The 17,023-nt window shown below is 38.4% G+C and carries 16 protein-coding genes; 12 read left to right on the top strand and 4 right to left on the bottom strand.

The window, feature by feature from the left end; all coding sequences use genetic code 11:
* Window positions 1-64: 64 nt before the first annotated feature.
* From ACSQ7D_RS00930 to ACSQ7D_RS00920, 3 genes are all read right to left on the bottom strand, one after another.
* A complete protein-coding gene (locus ACSQ7D_RS00930) occupies window positions 65-928 on the bottom strand; it encodes a DUF58 domain-containing protein (protein ID WP_009411879.1) in 864 nt (287 codons plus the stop codon).
* A gap of 324 nt (window positions 929-1,252) precedes the next feature.
* Window positions 1,253-2,254, bottom strand: coding sequence for an AAA family ATPase (locus ACSQ7D_RS00925; protein ID WP_002671404.1), 1,002 nt, complete (start codon window positions 2,252-2,254; stop codon window positions 1,253-1,255).
* 315 nt (window positions 2,255-2,569) lie between these two features.
* Window positions 2,570-2,731, bottom strand: a complete 162-nt coding sequence (locus ACSQ7D_RS00920; protein ID WP_437135042.1) for a hypothetical protein — start codon at window positions 2,729-2,731, stop codon at window positions 2,570-2,572.
* A gap of 184 nt (window positions 2,732-2,915) precedes the next feature.
* Here ACSQ7D_RS00920 and ACSQ7D_RS00915 point away from each other — a divergent pair, with 184 nt between their 5' ends.
* The 4 genes from ACSQ7D_RS00915 (at window position 2,916) to ACSQ7D_RS00900 (ending at window position 9,178) form a co-directional block, all read left to right on the top strand.
* Entirely contained in the window at window positions 2,916-4,052 is a 1,137-nt protein-coding gene (locus tag ACSQ7D_RS00915) for a trans-sulfuration enzyme family protein (RefSeq protein ID WP_015782746.1), read from the top strand.
* Between the two features lie 72 nt (window positions 4,053-4,124).
* Window positions 4,125-5,870 (top strand): GDSL-type esterase/lipase family protein, encoded by a 1,746-nt coding sequence (locus ACSQ7D_RS00910; RefSeq protein ID WP_437135041.1) that lies wholly within the window; start codon window positions 4,125-4,127, stop codon window positions 5,868-5,870.
* Window positions 5,871-5,906: 36 nt separating this feature from the next.
* A complete protein-coding gene (locus tag ACSQ7D_RS00905; RefSeq protein ID WP_437135040.1) occupies window positions 5,907-7,457 on the top strand; it encodes a LysM peptidoglycan-binding domain-containing protein in 1,551 nt (516 codons plus the stop codon).
* Window positions 7,454-9,178 (top strand): MBOAT family O-acyltransferase, encoded by a 1,725-nt coding sequence (locus tag ACSQ7D_RS00900; protein ID WP_437135039.1) that lies wholly within the window; start codon window positions 7,454-7,456, stop codon window positions 9,176-9,178. Before ACSQ7D_RS00905 ends, ACSQ7D_RS00900 begins: the two co-directional genes overlap by 4 nt.
* Before the next feature lie 117 nt (window positions 9,179-9,295).
* Here ACSQ7D_RS00900 and ACSQ7D_RS00895 read toward each other — a convergent pair whose 3' ends face one another.
* Window positions 9,296-10,228: a malate dehydrogenase gene (locus ACSQ7D_RS00895; RefSeq protein ID WP_002671422.1), complete on the bottom strand. Its 933-nt coding sequence runs from the start codon at window positions 10,226-10,228 to the stop codon at window positions 9,296-9,298.
* A 184-nt stretch (window positions 10,229-10,412) separates the two neighbouring features.
* Between ACSQ7D_RS00895 and bioD the strand changes: the two genes are divergently transcribed.
* From bioD to ACSQ7D_RS00855, 8 genes are all read left to right on the top strand, one after another.
* Window positions 10,413-11,021, top strand: a complete 609-nt coding sequence (gene bioD, locus ACSQ7D_RS00890) for a dethiobiotin synthase (RefSeq protein ID WP_437135038.1) — start codon at window positions 10,413-10,415, stop codon at window positions 11,019-11,021.
* A 240-nt stretch (window positions 11,022-11,261) separates the two neighbouring features.
* Window positions 11,262-11,531 carry a 30S ribosomal protein S15 gene (rpsO, locus tag ACSQ7D_RS00885; protein WP_437135037.1) on the top strand — a complete coding sequence of 90 codons (270 nt, stop codon included), beginning with the start codon at window positions 11,262-11,264 and terminating at the stop codon, window positions 11,529-11,531.
* A gap of 112 nt (window positions 11,532-11,643) precedes the next feature.
* Window positions 11,644-13,851 (top strand): polyribonucleotide nucleotidyltransferase, encoded by a 2,208-nt coding sequence (locus tag ACSQ7D_RS00880; protein WP_437135036.1) that lies wholly within the window; start codon window positions 11,644-11,646, stop codon window positions 13,849-13,851.
* Between the two features lie 126 nt (window positions 13,852-13,977).
* On the top strand, window positions 13,978-14,391 hold the full coding sequence (locus ACSQ7D_RS00875; protein ID WP_437135035.1) for a hypothetical protein: 414 nt from the start codon (window positions 13,978-13,980) through the stop codon (window positions 14,389-14,391).
* Window positions 14,378-14,797, top strand: a complete 420-nt coding sequence (locus ACSQ7D_RS00870) for an HXXEE domain-containing protein (protein WP_437135034.1) — start codon at window positions 14,378-14,380, stop codon at window positions 14,795-14,797. The genes ACSQ7D_RS00875 and ACSQ7D_RS00870 overlap by 14 nt, the downstream gene beginning before the upstream one ends.
* 6 nt (window positions 14,798-14,803) lie before the next feature.
* Window positions 14,804-15,598 (top strand): Fic family protein, encoded by a 795-nt coding sequence (locus ACSQ7D_RS00865; RefSeq protein ID WP_437135033.1) that lies wholly within the window; start codon window positions 14,804-14,806, stop codon window positions 15,596-15,598.
* A 12-nt stretch (window positions 15,599-15,610) separates the two neighbouring features.
* On the top strand, window positions 15,611-16,636 hold the full coding sequence (gene mltG / locus ACSQ7D_RS00860) for an endolytic transglycosylase MltG (RefSeq protein WP_437135032.1): 1,026 nt from the start codon (window positions 15,611-15,613) through the stop codon (window positions 16,634-16,636).
* Between the two features lie 103 nt (window positions 16,637-16,739).
* A complete protein-coding gene (locus ACSQ7D_RS00855) occupies window positions 16,740-16,970 on the top strand; it encodes a hypothetical protein (RefSeq protein WP_437135031.1) in 231 nt (76 codons plus the stop codon).
* Window positions 16,971-17,023: the final 53 nt, after the last annotated feature.

Raw genomic sequence — 17,023 nt, 5'->3', positions numbered from 1 at the left:
ACCTTTTACCTTATTACCTTTTACCTTATTACCTTTTACCTCTTACCTTATTACCTTTTACCTCTTATCTATTTTTAAAGTATCCCAACAGCTTTTGGGTATAACTCTCATCGTCTCTACAGCTCACTACCCCTGCACCCGATTTTTGCCAAAGCGTCTCAAAATAGTTCACCGTCTCGTGATATTGTTTTGCATATTCATTTCGCACTGCCGATGAAGCGGTGTTCACACGCATCAGCGCTCCCGTTTCAGCATCTTTTACCATCACATAACCTAAGTTAGGTAGTTCAGTTTCTTTTTTGTCATAAATGCGAATACCGGTAATATCGTGTTTTCTGGCAGCTATCTGTATAGGTTTCTCATAGCCTTTATCCATAAAGTCCGAGAGCATAAACACAATCGCCTTTTTCTTCGTTACCCTACTGAGGAACTGCAAAGCCTCCGAGATATTAGTCTTAAAACTTTTGGGCTGAAACTCTATAAGCTCTCTGATGATGCGCAACACGTGCGATTTCCCTTTTTTAGGTGGAATATACAGTTCTATTTGGTCAGAAAAGAGTATCAATCCCGTTTTGTCGTTATTCTGTAAAGCTGAGAACGCCAAGGTAGCTGCTATTTCGGTAATCACTTCACTTTTGAACTCTTGTTTCGTACCAAAAAGCTCACTACCGCTCACGTCTATCATCAGCATTAGCGTAAGTTCGCGTTCCTCTTCAAAAACTTTCACAAAAGGCTCGTTGTAGCGTGCCGTTACGTTCCAGTCGATATTGCGAATATCATCACCAAATTGGTACGGACGTACTTCACTGAAAGTCATACCCCGACCTTTGAAGGTAGAGTGATACTCCCCTCCGAAAATATTATCGGAGAGTTTGCGCGTTTTTATCTCTATCTTGCGTACTTTCTTTAATAGTTCTTTAGTATCCAAAATTAATTAACTATTTTAATGCCATTTAAAACTCTCGTAATTGTCTTGTACATCAGCAATGAGTTGCTCATTGATGCTTTGTATATCAAACTCTTTTTCGTCCCACGGCAAGTCGTAACCACACACACCGAGAAAGCCTCTCCTTGTAGTTCTTCACCTCTGCTTTAGGTTCGCCTGTTTCGAGTACTTCTATCATCGCTTGATACCTCCAAATACTGCCACAATCTCCGGGACGTATTTTTATCTTTTATTCACATACCCAGTTGTGAGCCCTCGCTGGCTTTACCTTTTATCTTTTACCTTTTATCTTTTATCTTTTACCTGCTATGGTACTTCAATGGTATTCACTATCTTGTGAATCATCTCTACTGAGGTAATATTCTCAGCCTCTGCTTCATAGGTGATACCGATACGATGGCGCAATACGTCAAATACTACTGCACGTACGTCCTCAGGAATTACATAACCACGACGTTTGATGAAAGCATAACATTTTGCCGCCATTGCCAAGTTGATACTACCACGTGGCGATGCCCCAAAGCTAATAAGTGGTTTAAGCTCTGCCAAGTTGTATTTTTCAGGATAACGAGTCGCAAAAACAATGTCTAAGATGTATTTCTCAATCTTTTCGTCCATATACACCTCGCGCACGGCTGTTTGTGCTTTTAGGATTTGTTCCAAACTCACTGTTTGGTTCACCACTGCATAACTATTGCTGAGGTTGTCGCGCATAATCCGTTGCTCTTCGTCCAATTTAGGATAGTCGATAACCGTTTTAAGCATAAAACGGTCTACTTGTGCCTCAGGCAGTGGGTAAGTTCCTTCTTGCTCTACAGGGTTCTGAGTTGCCATTACCATAAAAGGAGCATCTAACTTAAAGGTCGAATCACCAATGGTTACTTGTCGCTCTTGCATTGCTTCCAATAGGGCAGACTGTACTTTGGCAGGCGCACGGTTAATCTCGTCAGCCAATACAAAGTTCGCAAAGATAGGTCCCTTTTTTATAGAAAACTCGTTTTGTTTGATGTTGTAGGTCATTGTTCCTATCACATCGGCAGGCAATAAGTCCGGTGTAAACTGGATACGGCTAAACGACCCGTGTACTGATTTAGCAAGGGTGTTGATGGATAGCGTTTTTGCTAGCCCAGGTACCCCTTCCAAGAGGATATGTCCTTTGCCTAATAATCCGATAAGCAGGGCATTTACCATATGTTTTTGCCCTACAATCACCTTGTTCATCTCATTGGTGAGCGCATCGATAAACACACTTTCACGCTCTATCATTTCGTTTATCTGACTGATATCTACAGATGTTCTTTGTTCCATAGTAAAAATTATTTTTAGCGTTTTTCTTTAATACAAATACTGTGCCGTCTTGTTATTTAGTACGTCACAAAAGTATTTCTTTCTTACTAAACTAACAAATATTTTTGCAAAATAATTTTCTAAGCTGTGTTTAACCTCCCTTTACCTTATCTTACATCTTGTCATTGCTTTTACGTCCTATACTTTGCCAAAGTTTTCACTTGCCCGTCGTGCTACGACCTTTTACAAAGTTTATTTTTTCTTTACCTTACCTCCGCCTCACATTCATCTTACATTTATAATTTGTTCATTTCTCTTTCATTCATTAATCACTTTTCACCCATTGTAGAGCCACTGTAGAGCCACTGTAGAGCCACTGTAGAGCCACTGTAGAGCCACTGTAGAGCCACTGTAGAGCCACTGTAGAGCCACTGTAGAGCCACTGTAGAGCCACTGTAGAGCCACTGTAGACCCACTGTAACCCCACTCTTTGTCCATCTATCCTATAAGTTTCCTATAATCTTTGTGTAATTCCCTACCCCTAATTCACCATTAATCACTAACCATTAACCATTAATCACTAACCATTAACCATTAACCACTAACCATTAATAATTAACTTTTTTTGCGTAGCATATAAAAAAGTACTACTTTTGTCGCTCTAATAGCAAAGATATAAGAAATGAAGTTTGAAACTAAAGCCATTCACGGCGTAAGAACAGCCAATAAAAATACAGAAAACTGGGGAAGCACCATCAATATGGCTTCTACTTTCCCTATTGAAGAATACGGTGTAGAACAAGAGTTTGAATACGGACGCGTTTCAAACCCTACTCGTAAAGATTTTGAAAGTCTTATAGCTCAATTAGAAAGTGGCATACACGGATTCGGATTTTCATCGGGTATGGCTGCCATTTCTTCTGTTTTTACAATGTTTAAAACAGGCGACCATTTTGTGTTAGGCTTAGATATCTACGGAGGTACTTATCGCATTATGCACGATATTTTCAATAAATTTGGTTTTGAAGCTACTTTTGTCGATATGACCGACCTAACCAAAATAGAGAAAGCCATTCGCCCTAATACAAAAGCCATTTTTATAGAAACACCCTCCAACCCTCTGTTAGACGTTACCGATATATGTGGGGTAATAGAAATCGCCAAGAAACATAATCTGCTCACTATGGTCGATAATACCTTTATGTCGCCCGTGTTACAACGCCCTTTAGAGTTAGGAGCCGACATAGTATTACACAGTGCTACCAAATATTTAGGAGGTCATAACGATATCATCGCAGGAGCTGTGGTGGTAAATGATGAAACCTTAGCCGAGAAAATACGTTTTGCACAAGTAGCCATAGGGGCATTGCTTTCTCCGTTTGATAGCTGGTTGCTCTTGCGCAGTATGAAAACCCTAAAACTAAGAGTCGAAAAAGCTCAAGCCAATACCCTTAAACTATTAAATTTCCTTAAAACGCACCCCGAAGTAGAAAAGGTGTATTATCCTACTGATACACAAAATAAAGGGAAAGCAATACAAGAACGCCAAGCTTCTGGTGGAGGCTCAGTATTTTCTTTTACAGTAAAAACCGAAGCCAAAGCCAAAAAGTTTTTCGAGAGTCTAAAAGTAGCCCTTTTTGCAGTGAGCTTAGGAGGAGTCGAAACATTGGTAACCCACCCCAGTTCGCTTACTCACACCGAGTTTCCCGAAGAAGAAAAAGTAGCACGAGGCGTTACCCGTACACTCATTCGCGTAGCAGTAGGAATTGAAGATGCTGACGACCTTATCGCCGATTTTAAACAAGCCTTAGAAAAATAATTTGTAAAAAAATTGCTGTTGATTCATTATTTATTTGTATCTTTGCCCGCTGGAAGAAAAAGAAGCTAACTTGTGAAGACACCCTATTTTAAACAATCTTTTCTTATTGTTTTATTTGCAACACTCATTTTCATTGTATTTAAGAACTGTTTACCCGCGCGTATTTTTCCCGAAACTAAAGCCTCAGGAAGCAATGTGGTAGTAGATAGCTTAATGTTGGAAGCCATTTCAGGTAAAGAAATCGACAAAGTACTCAGCCAAGCCAATGATTCTTTAGCACAAGAACAACGACTTAAAAAGTCCGACCAGTATCTTTTTTCTTTCTTTAAAAAATTAGAAGAGTTAGAACAAACTAAAAATGGTAAAATAAGAATCGCTTATTACGGCGATTCGATGACTGATGGCGACCTCATCGTGCAAGATTTGAGAGCTCTTTTCCAAAACGCTTTCGGGGGGTTAGGAATTGGCTTTTTGCCCATTGCTTCTGAGTCGGCTAAATCAAGAGGAAGCGTATTCCATTCTTATTCCAATACTTGGAAAACCCAATCTTATGTGAATGTAAAACGCCCTAAACGTCCTTTTGGTGTCTCTGGGCAAGTGTTCTTTACACAAGGCAATGGCACGTGGGTACAATATAGGTCATCAAACCAAGCTCATATTAGTCAGTTGTATGCACCAGCATTGTTCTATGGTGCTTCTGGTAATAAAGAAGCAAAAGTAGAAATTGCCTATAACGATACTGTAAGAGTAGTAAAATCATTAGACACTGATAAATTGCTGAATGTATTGCCTTTAACCGAAGGTGCAAACACTAAATCAGTGCGTATTACTTTCTATAAGTCCGATTCTATTCCTATTTATGGAGTGGGCTCAATGCAAGGCAAAGGCGTATATATAGATAACTTTTCAAGCAGAGGTAACTCAGGCTTACCCTTATCGCTCTTTAATCCTGATTTAATGAGAGCTTTCGATAGAGCGTTAGGCGGATATGACCTTGTAGTATTACACTTTGGTGCTAATGTACTCAATTACGGTACGCTCGATTATTCGTGGTATGAACGCGGAATGACAAAGGTGATTAACCAGATAAGAGCTTGCTTCCCTCATACCTCAATTCTTGTTATCTCTACCGCCGATAAGTCTACTAAAGTAGATATGGAGATGCAAACCGATAAAGCAGTAGTACCTTTGGCAAATGCACAACGGAAATATGCACAAGATACTCGCTCTGGTTTTATTAATTTATATGAACTGATGGGGGGTAGAGGCTCTATGAAACAATGGGTAGAGGCAAATCCACCGTTAGCAGGTAAAGACTATACTCACTTTAATCCAAGAGGAGCTAAAAAAGTAGCCCACCTCATCTATAATAAACTTATGGAAGAGTATGAGCACTATAAAGATCCTCGTAATAGTGAAAAAGCCGATGTGTTCCAAGAAAGAATAAAAGAAATTCAAACAGTACGAACCGTTACTCCTACTACTCAACCTAATGTAAATAGAACAAGAACACAAACTGTAACAACTCAGCGAGTACAATCACCAACTACTCAACGAGTACAAAGTGCGACTACTCAACGAGTGCAAAGTACAACTACTCAACGAGTGCAAAGTACAACTACTCAGCGAGTGCAAAGTGCAACCACTCAACGAGTGCAAAGTACAACTACTCAACGAGTACAATCACCAACTACTCAGCGAGTGCAAAGTGCAACTACTCAACGAGTACAACCATCAACAATTCAGGCAGTACAGAATATTACAAGTAAAGTACATAAAGATACTATTAAAGAAAAAAAAGACAATTTACATAGATAACATAACAAATAGATAACACACTAAAAAAATAGAACAATGAAAAAGCGAACGCCATTCATAAAGAAACTAATAGCTCCTGTATTGTTTATCATTACAGTAGCCCTCTATTTCAATGTTAATTATACTACAGCTATTAATTTATCTTCACTTACTTCAAAGATAGCAAATATAGAGAATAAAGAAGGAATCGATAAAGATGCCTTCAAGGAAGCTATTCCCCAGCCTTTGGCATATGCTGCAGGTGATGATGAGTCTCCTAAGGAGTACAATAATCTGTACAATGCCTCAGCTTTGAACCCTTTTTTCGAAAAGCTTGCTGCTTTGGAGAACTTGAAAGATAGGAAGATTAATATTGTTCATATTGGCGACTCTCACATTCAAGCCGATGTAATGACTAATATTGTAAGACAACGCTTGCAAGAAGAGTTCGGAAATGCTGGTTTAGGTTTGGTATTCCCGTATTCACTTATTAGAACCAATGGGGGACATAATGTGAGCTTTACTTCCAATATCTCTTGGAATAGTGAGAAGAATACTTCTTCTGCAACTGTTGGTATTACAGGTTATTCTCTTTCTACCAGTAACAAGAATTTTGTTATTGAACTGGACTTAAAAAATAAAAACTACACCTTTAATACGGTAAAGATTATTACCCCTAATAACGAACGTTTGTTCGAATTGGCTACCAATGTAGGTAAAGTAGCTCGTTTGAAACCTAGTGTACCTAAAACACTTTCACACAAAGTAGAGCAAGGACAAACACTTTATGGTATTTCAAAGAAATATCACACTTCAGTAGAAAAAATACAACAAGCTAATAACTTAAAAAGCGCACAAATAAGAATAGGACAAGTATTGCGTATCCCTACTAAAGAGATGGTAGCTTCTACTCCTAAACAAAAAGTAGATTTATCTAATGCTACCATTTTAAACGGTAATTCTTTATATAGCTATTATTCTTATGATAATCTAACCCCTTCCGATAAGGTTTATCTCACAGCCAATACCGAGAGCTCTTCATTTACGCTTAATGGAATTGTCTTAGAAAATGATAAAAACGGAGTTATATATCACAGTATAGGGGTAAATGGTGCTCATTTCTCTGATTATAACAAATCACAGCTCTTTTTCGACCAAATCAAAGCCTTAGAACCCGATTTAATCATTATATCTTTGGGTACTAATGAAGCTTATTGTCGAATGTCTGCAACTCGTTATGACGAAGAGGTAAATAAATTTATAAAAGCAATTCGCTCTCAATATGGTCAATGTCCTATATTGCTTACTACACCTCCGCCTTCTCTCTACAAAAAGAAAAATCCTAACCCCTTGTGTATGGAATACGCCGATACCCTCATCGATAATTCAGTAAAAGATAATTACAGTGTTTTCGACCTTTATCGAGCTGTAGGAGGAAATGAAGCGATTCAACGCTTTATTCAGCAAAATCTTATTGCTGGTGACCGCATACATTACACAAGAAGTGGCTATACTGAGCAAGGCGCTCTCTTTTATGATGCTTTTATGAGCAATTACTTGAATTATAAAAAACAATATAAACTATCTTTAAAACCCTATCTAAATTGAGTATAGATGCCTTACTGCAATGGTTTATTGATACATTCACAACTGAAAACATCTCTAAATGGTTTGTTGATAATTTCTCATTCACAACCGAACAAGTAAGACAATGGTTCATTTATGACCCTAATCATCCACTATTATTTAATAGTAGTTTGTTTTTAGGGTTATTTTTGGTGTTTTATTTGGTGTATATTATTACCAAAAAATACGCTCATTTCCGTACTGTTTATGTTACCTTATTTTCCTTATTCTTCTATTATAAGGCAGGAGGTAACTTCTTTGTGTTGCTGATAATCTCCTCATTGTTAAATTATTTCTTTGCAGGACAAATCTATAGAAGACAGAATGCCTCATTGCGCAAGTTCTTCCTGGCAGTGAGTATGGTTGCCGATTTGGGTATTTTAGCCTATTTTAAGTATACTAACTTTTTAATTGATAGTCTCAATACACTACTTCAAAGCAACTTTGCCCTACAAGATATCATCTTGCCTATAGGTATCTCGTTCTATACATTCCAAACAATGAGCTACACTATTGATGTATATCGCCGAGAGATAGAACCTGCTAAATCATTCTTAGATTTTACTTTCTTCGTGTGTTTCTTCCCTCAATTAGTGGCAGGGCCTATTGTGCGTGCCAAGGATTTCATACCACAGATATACAAAAAAATAAGCTTAACGAAAGAAGAAACTTCTTTTGCTTTATTCCTTATCATTGGAGGACTGATTAAAAAAGCAGTTATTTCCGATTATATCTCCCTAAACTTTGTAGATAGAGTTTTTGATGCTCCTAACAGTTATACAGCTTTTGAGAACTTAATGGCAGTATATGGCTATTCTTTACAAATATATTGCGACTTCTCAGGCTATTCCGATATGGCTATAGGTTTAGCGCTACTAATGGGCTTCACTCTCCCCATAAACTTCCGTACTCCTTATCAGTCTAAAAATATCACTGAGTTTTGGAGACGTTGGCACATTTCCTTATCTACTTGGCTAAAAGATTATCTTTACTTTTCAGTAGGAGGGAACCGCAAAGGTACTTTTTGGGGCTACTTCTTCCCAACCGTCTTTTTTGCTTCCACTTTGCTATGGGCATTTCATATGCAAGAAAAAACAATGTTGCCTCTTTACATTACCTTAGGAGCTATCGTTGTGTTTGTATTGGCTATACTTATCTCTAAAAACCGACAAAAATCAGTGCGTAGCCATTTCAACCAGATGACGACAATGCTCCTAGGTGGTTTATGGCACGGTGCTAATTTGCGTTTCATTATTTGGGGGGCGTTACACGGTTTAGCTTTGGCTGTTCATAAAACCTTTACAGAGTTCTTCCCTAATAAGAATCCTGAGAAAAGAACTTTTTTTAAAGGTATCGCTAATATCATTTTTGTAGTGATTACTTTCCACTTTGTAGCTTTTTGCTGGATATTTTTTAGAGCCAAAGATTTCGATATCGCTTTAAGTGTAATCTACAATATCCAGTCTATAACTTATGATCTTCATCAATTTCAAGTTATTGCCAAGGGCTATCAAAATGTATTTTTGTTAATGGCAATAGGCTTTGTTTGGCACTTTTTCCCTACCAGTTTAAACGAATGGCTTAAAAAGGTATTTGGTGCAATGCCTATTCTCTTTAAAGCAATTATTTTGGCACTTACTTTTTGGGTGGTATATGCCACTGCTTCAAGTGGAGCACAACCCTTTATTTACTTCCAGTTTTAGACGATATACATCTAAGTAAAAACTTAGTTTTTTACTCAAATAGAACAAATAAAAAAGTGATTACTTTCTCTTGAAAATAATCACTTTTTTAGTGTTTATATAGTTGTTCTATCCCAACTATAATACGTTTGCTAACGCTTTGTTTACTTCGCGTACTGCTCCGGTACTTTCAGCAAATTTGGCTTTTTCAGCATCGTTGAGTTTTACCTCTACAATTTTTTCTACACCATTTTTACCGATGATTACAGGCACTCCTACACACACATCCTTTTGTCCGTATTCTCCTTCGAGCAATACTGAACAAGGGAAGAGTTTCTTTTGGTCGCAAGCGATTGCTTGTACTAAAGCTGATACGGCAGCTCCTGGTGCATACCAAGCCGAAGTTCCCAAGAGTTTAGTAAGGGTCGCACCACCTACTTTAGTGTCTTCAGCAACCTGATTGAGGCGGTCAGCACTTAAAAACTCAGTTACAGGCACTCCACGATAGCTTGCCAAACGAGTAAGAGGTAACATACCGCTATCGCTGTGAGCAGCGATTACCATACCATCTACGTCTGAAATCGGACTATTGAGCGCTTCTGCCAAACGATATTTAAAGCGAGCGCTATCGAGTGCTCCTCCCATACCAATAATGTGGTTCTTAGGCAACTTAGTAGCTTTATGTACCAAATAGGCCATAGTATCCATAGGGTTGCTTACTACAATCACAATCACATTAGGTGAGTATTTTACCAATTGTTCTACAACCGATTTCACAATGTTTGCATTGGTACCGATAAGCTCTTCACGAGTCATACCTGGTTTGCGAGGAATACCTGAGGTAATCACAGCTACATCACTGCCTGCTGTTTTTGAATAATCATTGGTTACCCCTACAATACGAGTGTCAAACCCATTGAGGGAAGCGGTTTGCATCAAATCCATAGCTTTACCTTCGGCAAAACCTTCTTTGATGTCAATTAAAACTACTTCAGACGCGAAGTCTTTAATAGCAATGTACTCTGCGCAACTTGCTCCTACGGCACCAGCGCCTACTACTGTAACTTTCATATAATCTATTATTTAAGTCAGGAGAAGCCTCCTGATGGTTATTTTCAAGCAACAAAAGTAAGGACTTTTAGCAAATCCTCCAAATTATCTTTAAAAATATTTTTAACATTCTTTTTACTTTTTCATTTTATGCTATATGCTTTTTATGTACTTTTGCACTTTCAAAACTAATAAACCATTCAAAATGAAAGACACTTATTTTGTGGTGGGCATTTCCACCGAAGTCGGTAAAACCGTCGTTTCGGCTATCCTTACCGAAGCTCTCCAAGCCGATTATTGGAAACCAATCCAATCTGGCGATTTAGAAAACTCCGATACTCATAAGGTAAAACGCCTCATTAGCAACTCCCGCACGGTATTTCATCCTAATAGTTATGGGCTACACACACCTGCTAGTCCACATCTTTCTGCTCAGTTAGATGGCGTTCGTATTGAGCTTTCTAAAATTGTACGCCCTACTACCTATAACACCTTAATTATTGAAGCAGCAGGAGGTCTCTATGTTCCTTTAAATGATGAAGATACTATGCTCGATCTTATCCTCCCCACCGATAAGGTAGTGCTCGTCTCTCGCCACTATTTGGGTAGTATTAATCATACAATGCTCACTTATGAAGCCCTTAAAAACAAAGGACTCAACGTTCACGGCATTATTTTCAGTGGTACCCCCACACCGTCTACCGAGGAGTTTATTCTTCATAAAACAGGACTCCCCGTGCTCTTACGTATAGATGAAGAACCTTATTTCGATAAGCAAGTTGTTAAAGAATATGCTAGCAAACTAAAAATATAATACAAAATGTTATATTTTGTAGTGAAAAACAAATTAGTAATTTAATGATAATCAATGTGTCATATACCCTTTGAATAACAATCTTCTAAGATTCGTTCAAGCTTCCTATAAGCTTTGTATAGGTTAAGGATAAATTGAGAAGAGGAAAAATCTATCTATAAATTTGCACAGCTTATAAAATCTTTTTATCTTTGCGCCCGAAAAAAAAAATTACATAATAATCATTAAATTAATATTGGAATGTATTTAACAAAAGAAGTAAAAGCGGAAATTTTCAAAAAGTACGCAGGTTCAGAAACCAACACTGGTTCAGCAGAAGGGCAAATCGCTCTTTTTACCCTTAGAATCAATCACCTTACAGAACACTTGAAAGTAAATCGCAAAGATTTTAATACCGAGCGTTCCTTGATGAAATTAGTAGGTAGACGAAGAAGTTTGCTCGATTATTTGAAGAACACAGATATCGAAAGATACCGTGCGATTATCAAAGAGCTAAACATCAGAAAATAAGCAATAGTAAGGAGGCTTTGTGCCTCCTTTTGTTTATTACAGCAGTTTTTCATTGGTTAGACCCTAAAGCCCACAACACAACAATTATTAATTATTAATTAACAATTAAAGAATGATTCCAGAAGTAAAAAAAGAAATCATCGAATTAGGTGATGGCCGTACCATCACTATCGAAACAGGCAAGTTGGCTAAACAAGCCGACGGTGCTGTTGTGGTGCAAATGGGGAATGCGATGCTATTGGCTACAGTAGTATCTGCAAAAGAAATCAATCCTGAAACTGACTTTTTGCCTCTTACTGTAGACTATCGTGAGAAGTTTGCAGCAGCAGGTCGTTTCCCTGGGGGCTTTTTCAAACGTGAAACGCGTCCTAGCGACCAAGAAATCCTTACAATGCGCTTGGTAGACCGCGTATTGCGTCCGCTATTCCCTAAAGATTATCACGCTGAAACTCAGGTGATGATTCAGCTTATTTCTCACGACGAGAATGTAATGCCCGACGCTTTGGCAGGTCTTGCTGCCTCTGCTTGTTTGGCAGTGTCCGATATTCCGTTCGATGGTCCTATTTCCGAAGTACGCGTAGGTCGTGTAAACGGTAAATTTATCGTAAATCCAAGCCGTGAACAATTAGAAGCTTCTGATATTGATATTATGGTAGGTGCTTCTAAAGACTTTGTGGCAATGGTAGAAGGTGAAATGGACGAGGTGAGTGAAAAGGATATGGCTGAAGCTATCAAATTCGCACACGAGGCTATCAAACCTCATATTGAGGCACAATTGCGTTTGGCTGAAAAAGTAGGAAAGACCGAAAAACGTACTTATGAGCCAGAAGTAGAAAACGAAGAGGTAAAAGCAAAAGTATATCCTTTGGCTTACGAAAAATGCTATGCTATTGCCAAAGAAAATACAACCAAACAAGAACGTGGTGAGAAGTTCAATGCGGTAAAAGAAGAATGCTTGGCACTCTTTACCGAAGAAGAATTAGAAGAGCTTACTCCTATCATCACTCGTTATTTTGACGAGGCTGAAAAAGAAGCCGTGCGCAACCTTATCTTAAACGAAAATATTCGTTTAGACGGTCGTAACACTACCCAAATACGCCCTATTTGGTGCGAAGTAGGCTATTTGCCATCAGCACACGGTTCATCTATCTTTACACGTGGTGAGACCCAATCGCTTACTACCGTTACGTTGGGAACTTCACGCGAAGCAAACGTAATCGATTTGCCTTCAGAACAAGGTGAAGAACGTTTCTACTTGCATTACAACTTCCCTCCTTTCTCAACAGGTGAAGCACGCCCTTTACGCGGAACATCACGCCGTGAGATAGGTCACGGTAACTTAGCACAACGCGCCCTCAAACGTATGATTCCTGAGGATTGCCCATATACCGTCCGTGTAGTATCCGAGATTTTGGAATCTAACGGTTCATCATCTATGGCTACCGTATGTGCAGGTACTTTAGCCTTGATGGATTCAGGGGTACAAATGGTAAAACCTGTATCGGGTATTGCTATGGGACTCATCACCGATGGTGAGCGTTATGCAGTACTTTCGGATATCTTAGGCGATGAAGACCACTTAGGTGATATGGACTTTAAGGTAACCGGTACTGTCGATGGTATTACTGCTTGTCAAATGGACATCAAAATTAAAGGTCTTTCTTACGAAATACTCGAAAAAGCTTTGAACCAAGCCCGCGAAGGACGTATGCACATCTTAGGCAAAATCACTGATACGATTGCAAAACCTAACCCAACAGTGAAACCTCACGCGCCTAAAATCGTTAAGATGGATATGCCTAAGGAATACATCGGGGCATTCATCGGTACGGGTGGTAAGAATATCCAAGACTTGCAAGCGCACACCAATACTACTATTGTGGTAGAAGAAGTGGGCGAATTGGGTATTATAGAAATCTTAGGTACCGACGAAGCAGGTATTCAAGAAGCTATTGAAGCAGTAAATGCAGTGAAATTTGAACCTGTAGAAGGAGAAACTTACACTGTGAAAGTAGTGCGCTTGGTAGAGTTTGGGGCTTTTGTAGAGTTTGTACCTGGTAAAGATTCATTGCTCCACATCTCAGAAGTATCTTGGGACAGAGTAGACAAAATAGAAGACGTTCTTAAAGAGGGTGATATTATAGAAGTGAAATATCTCGGTATCGACCCCAAAACCAAGAAAACAAGAGTATCGCGCAAAGCTTTGTTGCCACGTCCACCGCGTGAAGATCGTCCTAAGTCTGACAAGCCTTACAACGACAAGCCTCGCAACGACCGCAATAAAGGACACAATAATCACCAAAAACCACGTCAAGAATAGGCGTTATGTTATAAGAATTTTTGTATTCATAATATTTTTAAACCGAAGATTTTGTACTTTTATAGTATAAAGTTTTCGGTTTTTCTTTTTTTTAGTATCTTTGCCATCAGATAAAAGATTTCAAAAATGAAACCCTTTCTAATTTCAATAGTAACTGATGTGATTGATGCACCTGTAGCATTGATATATAACATTGTTACTGATAACAAGAACTTTCAGTGGCGAAAAGAAGTGGAAAACATTGAGTTATTAGAAGATGGTTTTATTGAATATTACAAAGGTGGGGGACACACGCTTTTTAAGAATATTCAGAAGAAAGAAAATGAGTATTATGCCTTTACAATGCAACACAAACTATTTTATGGAGAATGGGAAGGAAAGTTTGAATCGTATAACGGAGGTACTAAAGTTTGCTTTCAAGAGAAAATTTATATCAAAAACTTCTTTTTAAGACTTATAGCACCTCTCTTTTGGAATTTAAAACGGATACAACAAAACTATATTACCGCATTAAAAGCAGAAGTATATGCAAACCAATAGATACATACATTTGTGGCTACCCATAATGGGACTACACGCTTTGCATCAAGTAGAAGAGAGTATTTCATTCTGGCAATGGTATATTGACTTTGTAGATAAGATACCCCAATGGTTGCAACTCCCTAGAATTGCTGAGAATGCTCATTTAGCCAATGAACACCCTGAATATTTTATAGGGGCTTCTATAGGACAACTCGTTTTGGTAGTGGTCATTGCTTTTTTATGTCGAAAGAACGAAAAAGCTACAAGAATTGCTCTTAGCTCATACCTCGTAGGATTGAGTTTCTTCTTGGTATGGCATATCTTAGTAAGCTATTTCACCCATTCCTATTCACCCGTAATGGTAACCTGCCTCATAGGCGTTTATCTCATTCCAAAATGGGGGTGCCAGTTGTTTAAAAGATAGAAGCCAATGACTATTTCAGAAATCATACAAACCTACAGAGCACTTGGTTTAGAATCCTCGTTGAATTATAATGAGTTCAACAAGATTCTTATTACCAGTCACTCTACCCGTATAGAAGGCTCTACTTTAACTTTAAACGAAACTCGCGTACTGATTGAAGAAGGCAACACTCCTAATGGTAAGCCTCTATTGTTTGCCAATCAAACTAAAGATCATTATGAGGCATTAAATTTTGTACTAAAAGAAGCTACACAACAACGTCTTCTATCAGTAGCTTTTATTCAGGAAATAGCTGCCAAAGTTATGAAAACTACAGGAGAAGTGCTTACTAATGCCTTAGGTACTGTAGATGCCAGCAAAGGCGAATTGCGTAAGGTGAGAGTAACCGCAGGAGGAGTATCGTTTATGAGTTTTGAAAAAGTACCAGCTGCGTTAGAGCAGTTAGTAAAAAAACTAAATGACCTACTCCCTGAGCAAACTACCGAAGAAACTCAATTAGCACTCTCATTTTATGCTCATTATGAGTTAGTGAACATTCACCCTTTTCTCGATGGCAATGGCAGAACCTCACGCCTGCTGATGAACTTTATTCAGCAGTGGTATGGTCTGCCTTTGGGTATTGTATTTGCAGAAGATAAAGCTGCTTATTACGAAGCTTTGAACTCTGTGCGAACAAACGAAAACTTTGAGACATATAATGCTTTTATGTTCAGTCAGTATACTAAACATTTACAAAATGAGATTGCTAAAGAGAAGGATTTTAGAGAAAAAGAAGACAAAACCATAAAGTGGAAATTTTAAAATAGAAATACAATGAAAAAATGGATTATAGGAGCGGTGATTGCCGTGATAGCCGTATTAGGCTTCTTTATTTATCGCGCTGTACTGGTGAGCAATACAGCTTTTCAAACCCAAGAAGAAATAGTATATATCCCTACAGGAGCCGATTTTAGCGATGTGTTGCACGTGATGAGTCCCTTGTTGAAAGACCGTACTTCTTTTATCCAAGTAGCCAAACGTATAGGCTATGCCGATAAAGTAAAAGCAGGTAAATACATCATCAAAAAAGGGGCTAACAATATAGATATCGTACGCACTCTTCGCAATCGCAATACCCCAGTAAAACTAAAATTCAATAATCAGGAGCGATTAGAAGACTTTGCAGGACGTATCGCTGCACAAATAGAGCCTGATAGCACTACTTTAATGCGTGCTTTTTTAGACACTAACTTCCTAAAAGAAAACGGTTTCACCGATGCTACTGCATTGGCAATGTATATCCCCAATACGTATGAGTTCTATTGGAATACCTCTGCCGAAGAATTTCGTGACCGTATGCTCAAAGAATATGAGCGTTTTTGGACACCTGAACGCAAAGCCCAAGCCCAAAAGCAAGGGCTTACGCCCATAGAAGTGAGTATATTGGCATCAATTGTACAGAAAGAAACGGCTAAGGTAGACGAGCGTCCGCGCATAGCAGGGGTTTACTTGAACCGCTTACATATCAATATGAAATTGCAGGCTGACCCTACTGCTATCTTTGCTATGAAAAACCATACGGGTGATTACAATATGGTAATAAAACGCGTTACCGAGGTGCATACAAGTTTGCAAAACCCCTATAATACTTATCGGAATTACGGTTTACCTGTGGGACTTATCACGATGCCCGATATATCGAGTATTGAAGCTGTGCTCAACCCCGAGCAACACGATTATCTCTTTTTTGTTGCTGATACTGAAAACTACGGTTATCACAAATTTTCGCGTACCTATATGCAGCACCTACAAGGGAAAAAGCAATATACAAGATGGGTTGATGACAAAGGAATTAAATAGAAGATGATTAATGGTTAATGGTTAGTAGTTAATGGAGAAATTGGGAGAGGATTATATAAAGCTTATAAGAAGCTTATAGGATAAACGAACAAGTGGGTCTACAGTGGGTCTACAGTGGGTCTACAGTGGGTCTACAGTGGGTCTACAGTGGCTCTACAACGAACAAAAGACGAACAAAAGACGAACAAAAGATGAACAAAAGATGAACAAAAGACGAACAAAAGACGAACAAAAGACGAACAAAAGACGAACAAAAGACGAACAAAAGATGAACAAAAGACGAACAAAAGACGAACAAAAGACGAACAAAAGACGAACAAAAGACGAACGATAAACGAAGGAACAACGAATGTAAAGTGGAAATAAAGTGAAGGAGAGATATATTAA

The organism is Capnocytophaga sp. G1920 (assembly GCF_051417515.1).
This window is presented reverse-complemented; position numbering and strand designations above follow the sequence as displayed.

Coding starts and splice junctions, on each gene's coding strand:
- ACSQ7D_RS00905 (WP_437135040.1), top strand. CDS start 5,907: ATGAAAAAGCGAACGCCATTCATAAAGAAACTAATAGCTCCTGTATTG.
- ACSQ7D_RS00925 (WP_002671404.1), bottom strand. CDS start 2,254: ATGGAACAAAGAACATCTGTAGATATCAGTCAGATAAACGAAATGATA.
- ACSQ7D_RS00920 (WP_437135042.1), bottom strand. CDS start 2,731: ATGGACAAAGAGTGGGGTTACAGTGGGTCTACAGTGGCTCTACAGTGG.
- rpsO (WP_437135037.1), top strand. CDS start 11,262: ATGTATTTAACAAAAGAAGTAAAAGCGGAAATTTTCAAAAAGTACGCA.
- ACSQ7D_RS00915 (WP_015782746.1), top strand. CDS start 2,916: ATGAAGTTTGAAACTAAAGCCATTCACGGCGTAAGAACAGCCAATAAA.
- ACSQ7D_RS00865 (WP_437135033.1), top strand. CDS start 14,804: ATGACTATTTCAGAAATCATACAAACCTACAGAGCACTTGGTTTAGAA.
- ACSQ7D_RS00895 (WP_002671422.1), bottom strand. CDS start 10,228: ATGAAAGTTACAGTAGTAGGCGCTGGTGCCGTAGGAGCAAGTTGCGCA.
- ACSQ7D_RS00875 (WP_437135035.1), top strand. CDS start 13,978: ATGAAACCCTTTCTAATTTCAATAGTAACTGATGTGATTGATGCACCT.
- bioD (WP_437135038.1), top strand. CDS start 10,413: ATGAAAGACACTTATTTTGTGGTGGGCATTTCCACCGAAGTCGGTAAA.
- ACSQ7D_RS00880 (WP_437135036.1), top strand. CDS start 11,644: ATGATTCCAGAAGTAAAAAAAGAAATCATCGAATTAGGTGATGGCCGT.
- mltG (WP_437135032.1), top strand. CDS start 15,611: ATGAAAAAATGGATTATAGGAGCGGTGATTGCCGTGATAGCCGTATTA.
- ACSQ7D_RS00870 (WP_437135034.1), top strand. CDS start 14,378: ATGCAAACCAATAGATACATACATTTGTGGCTACCCATAATGGGACTA.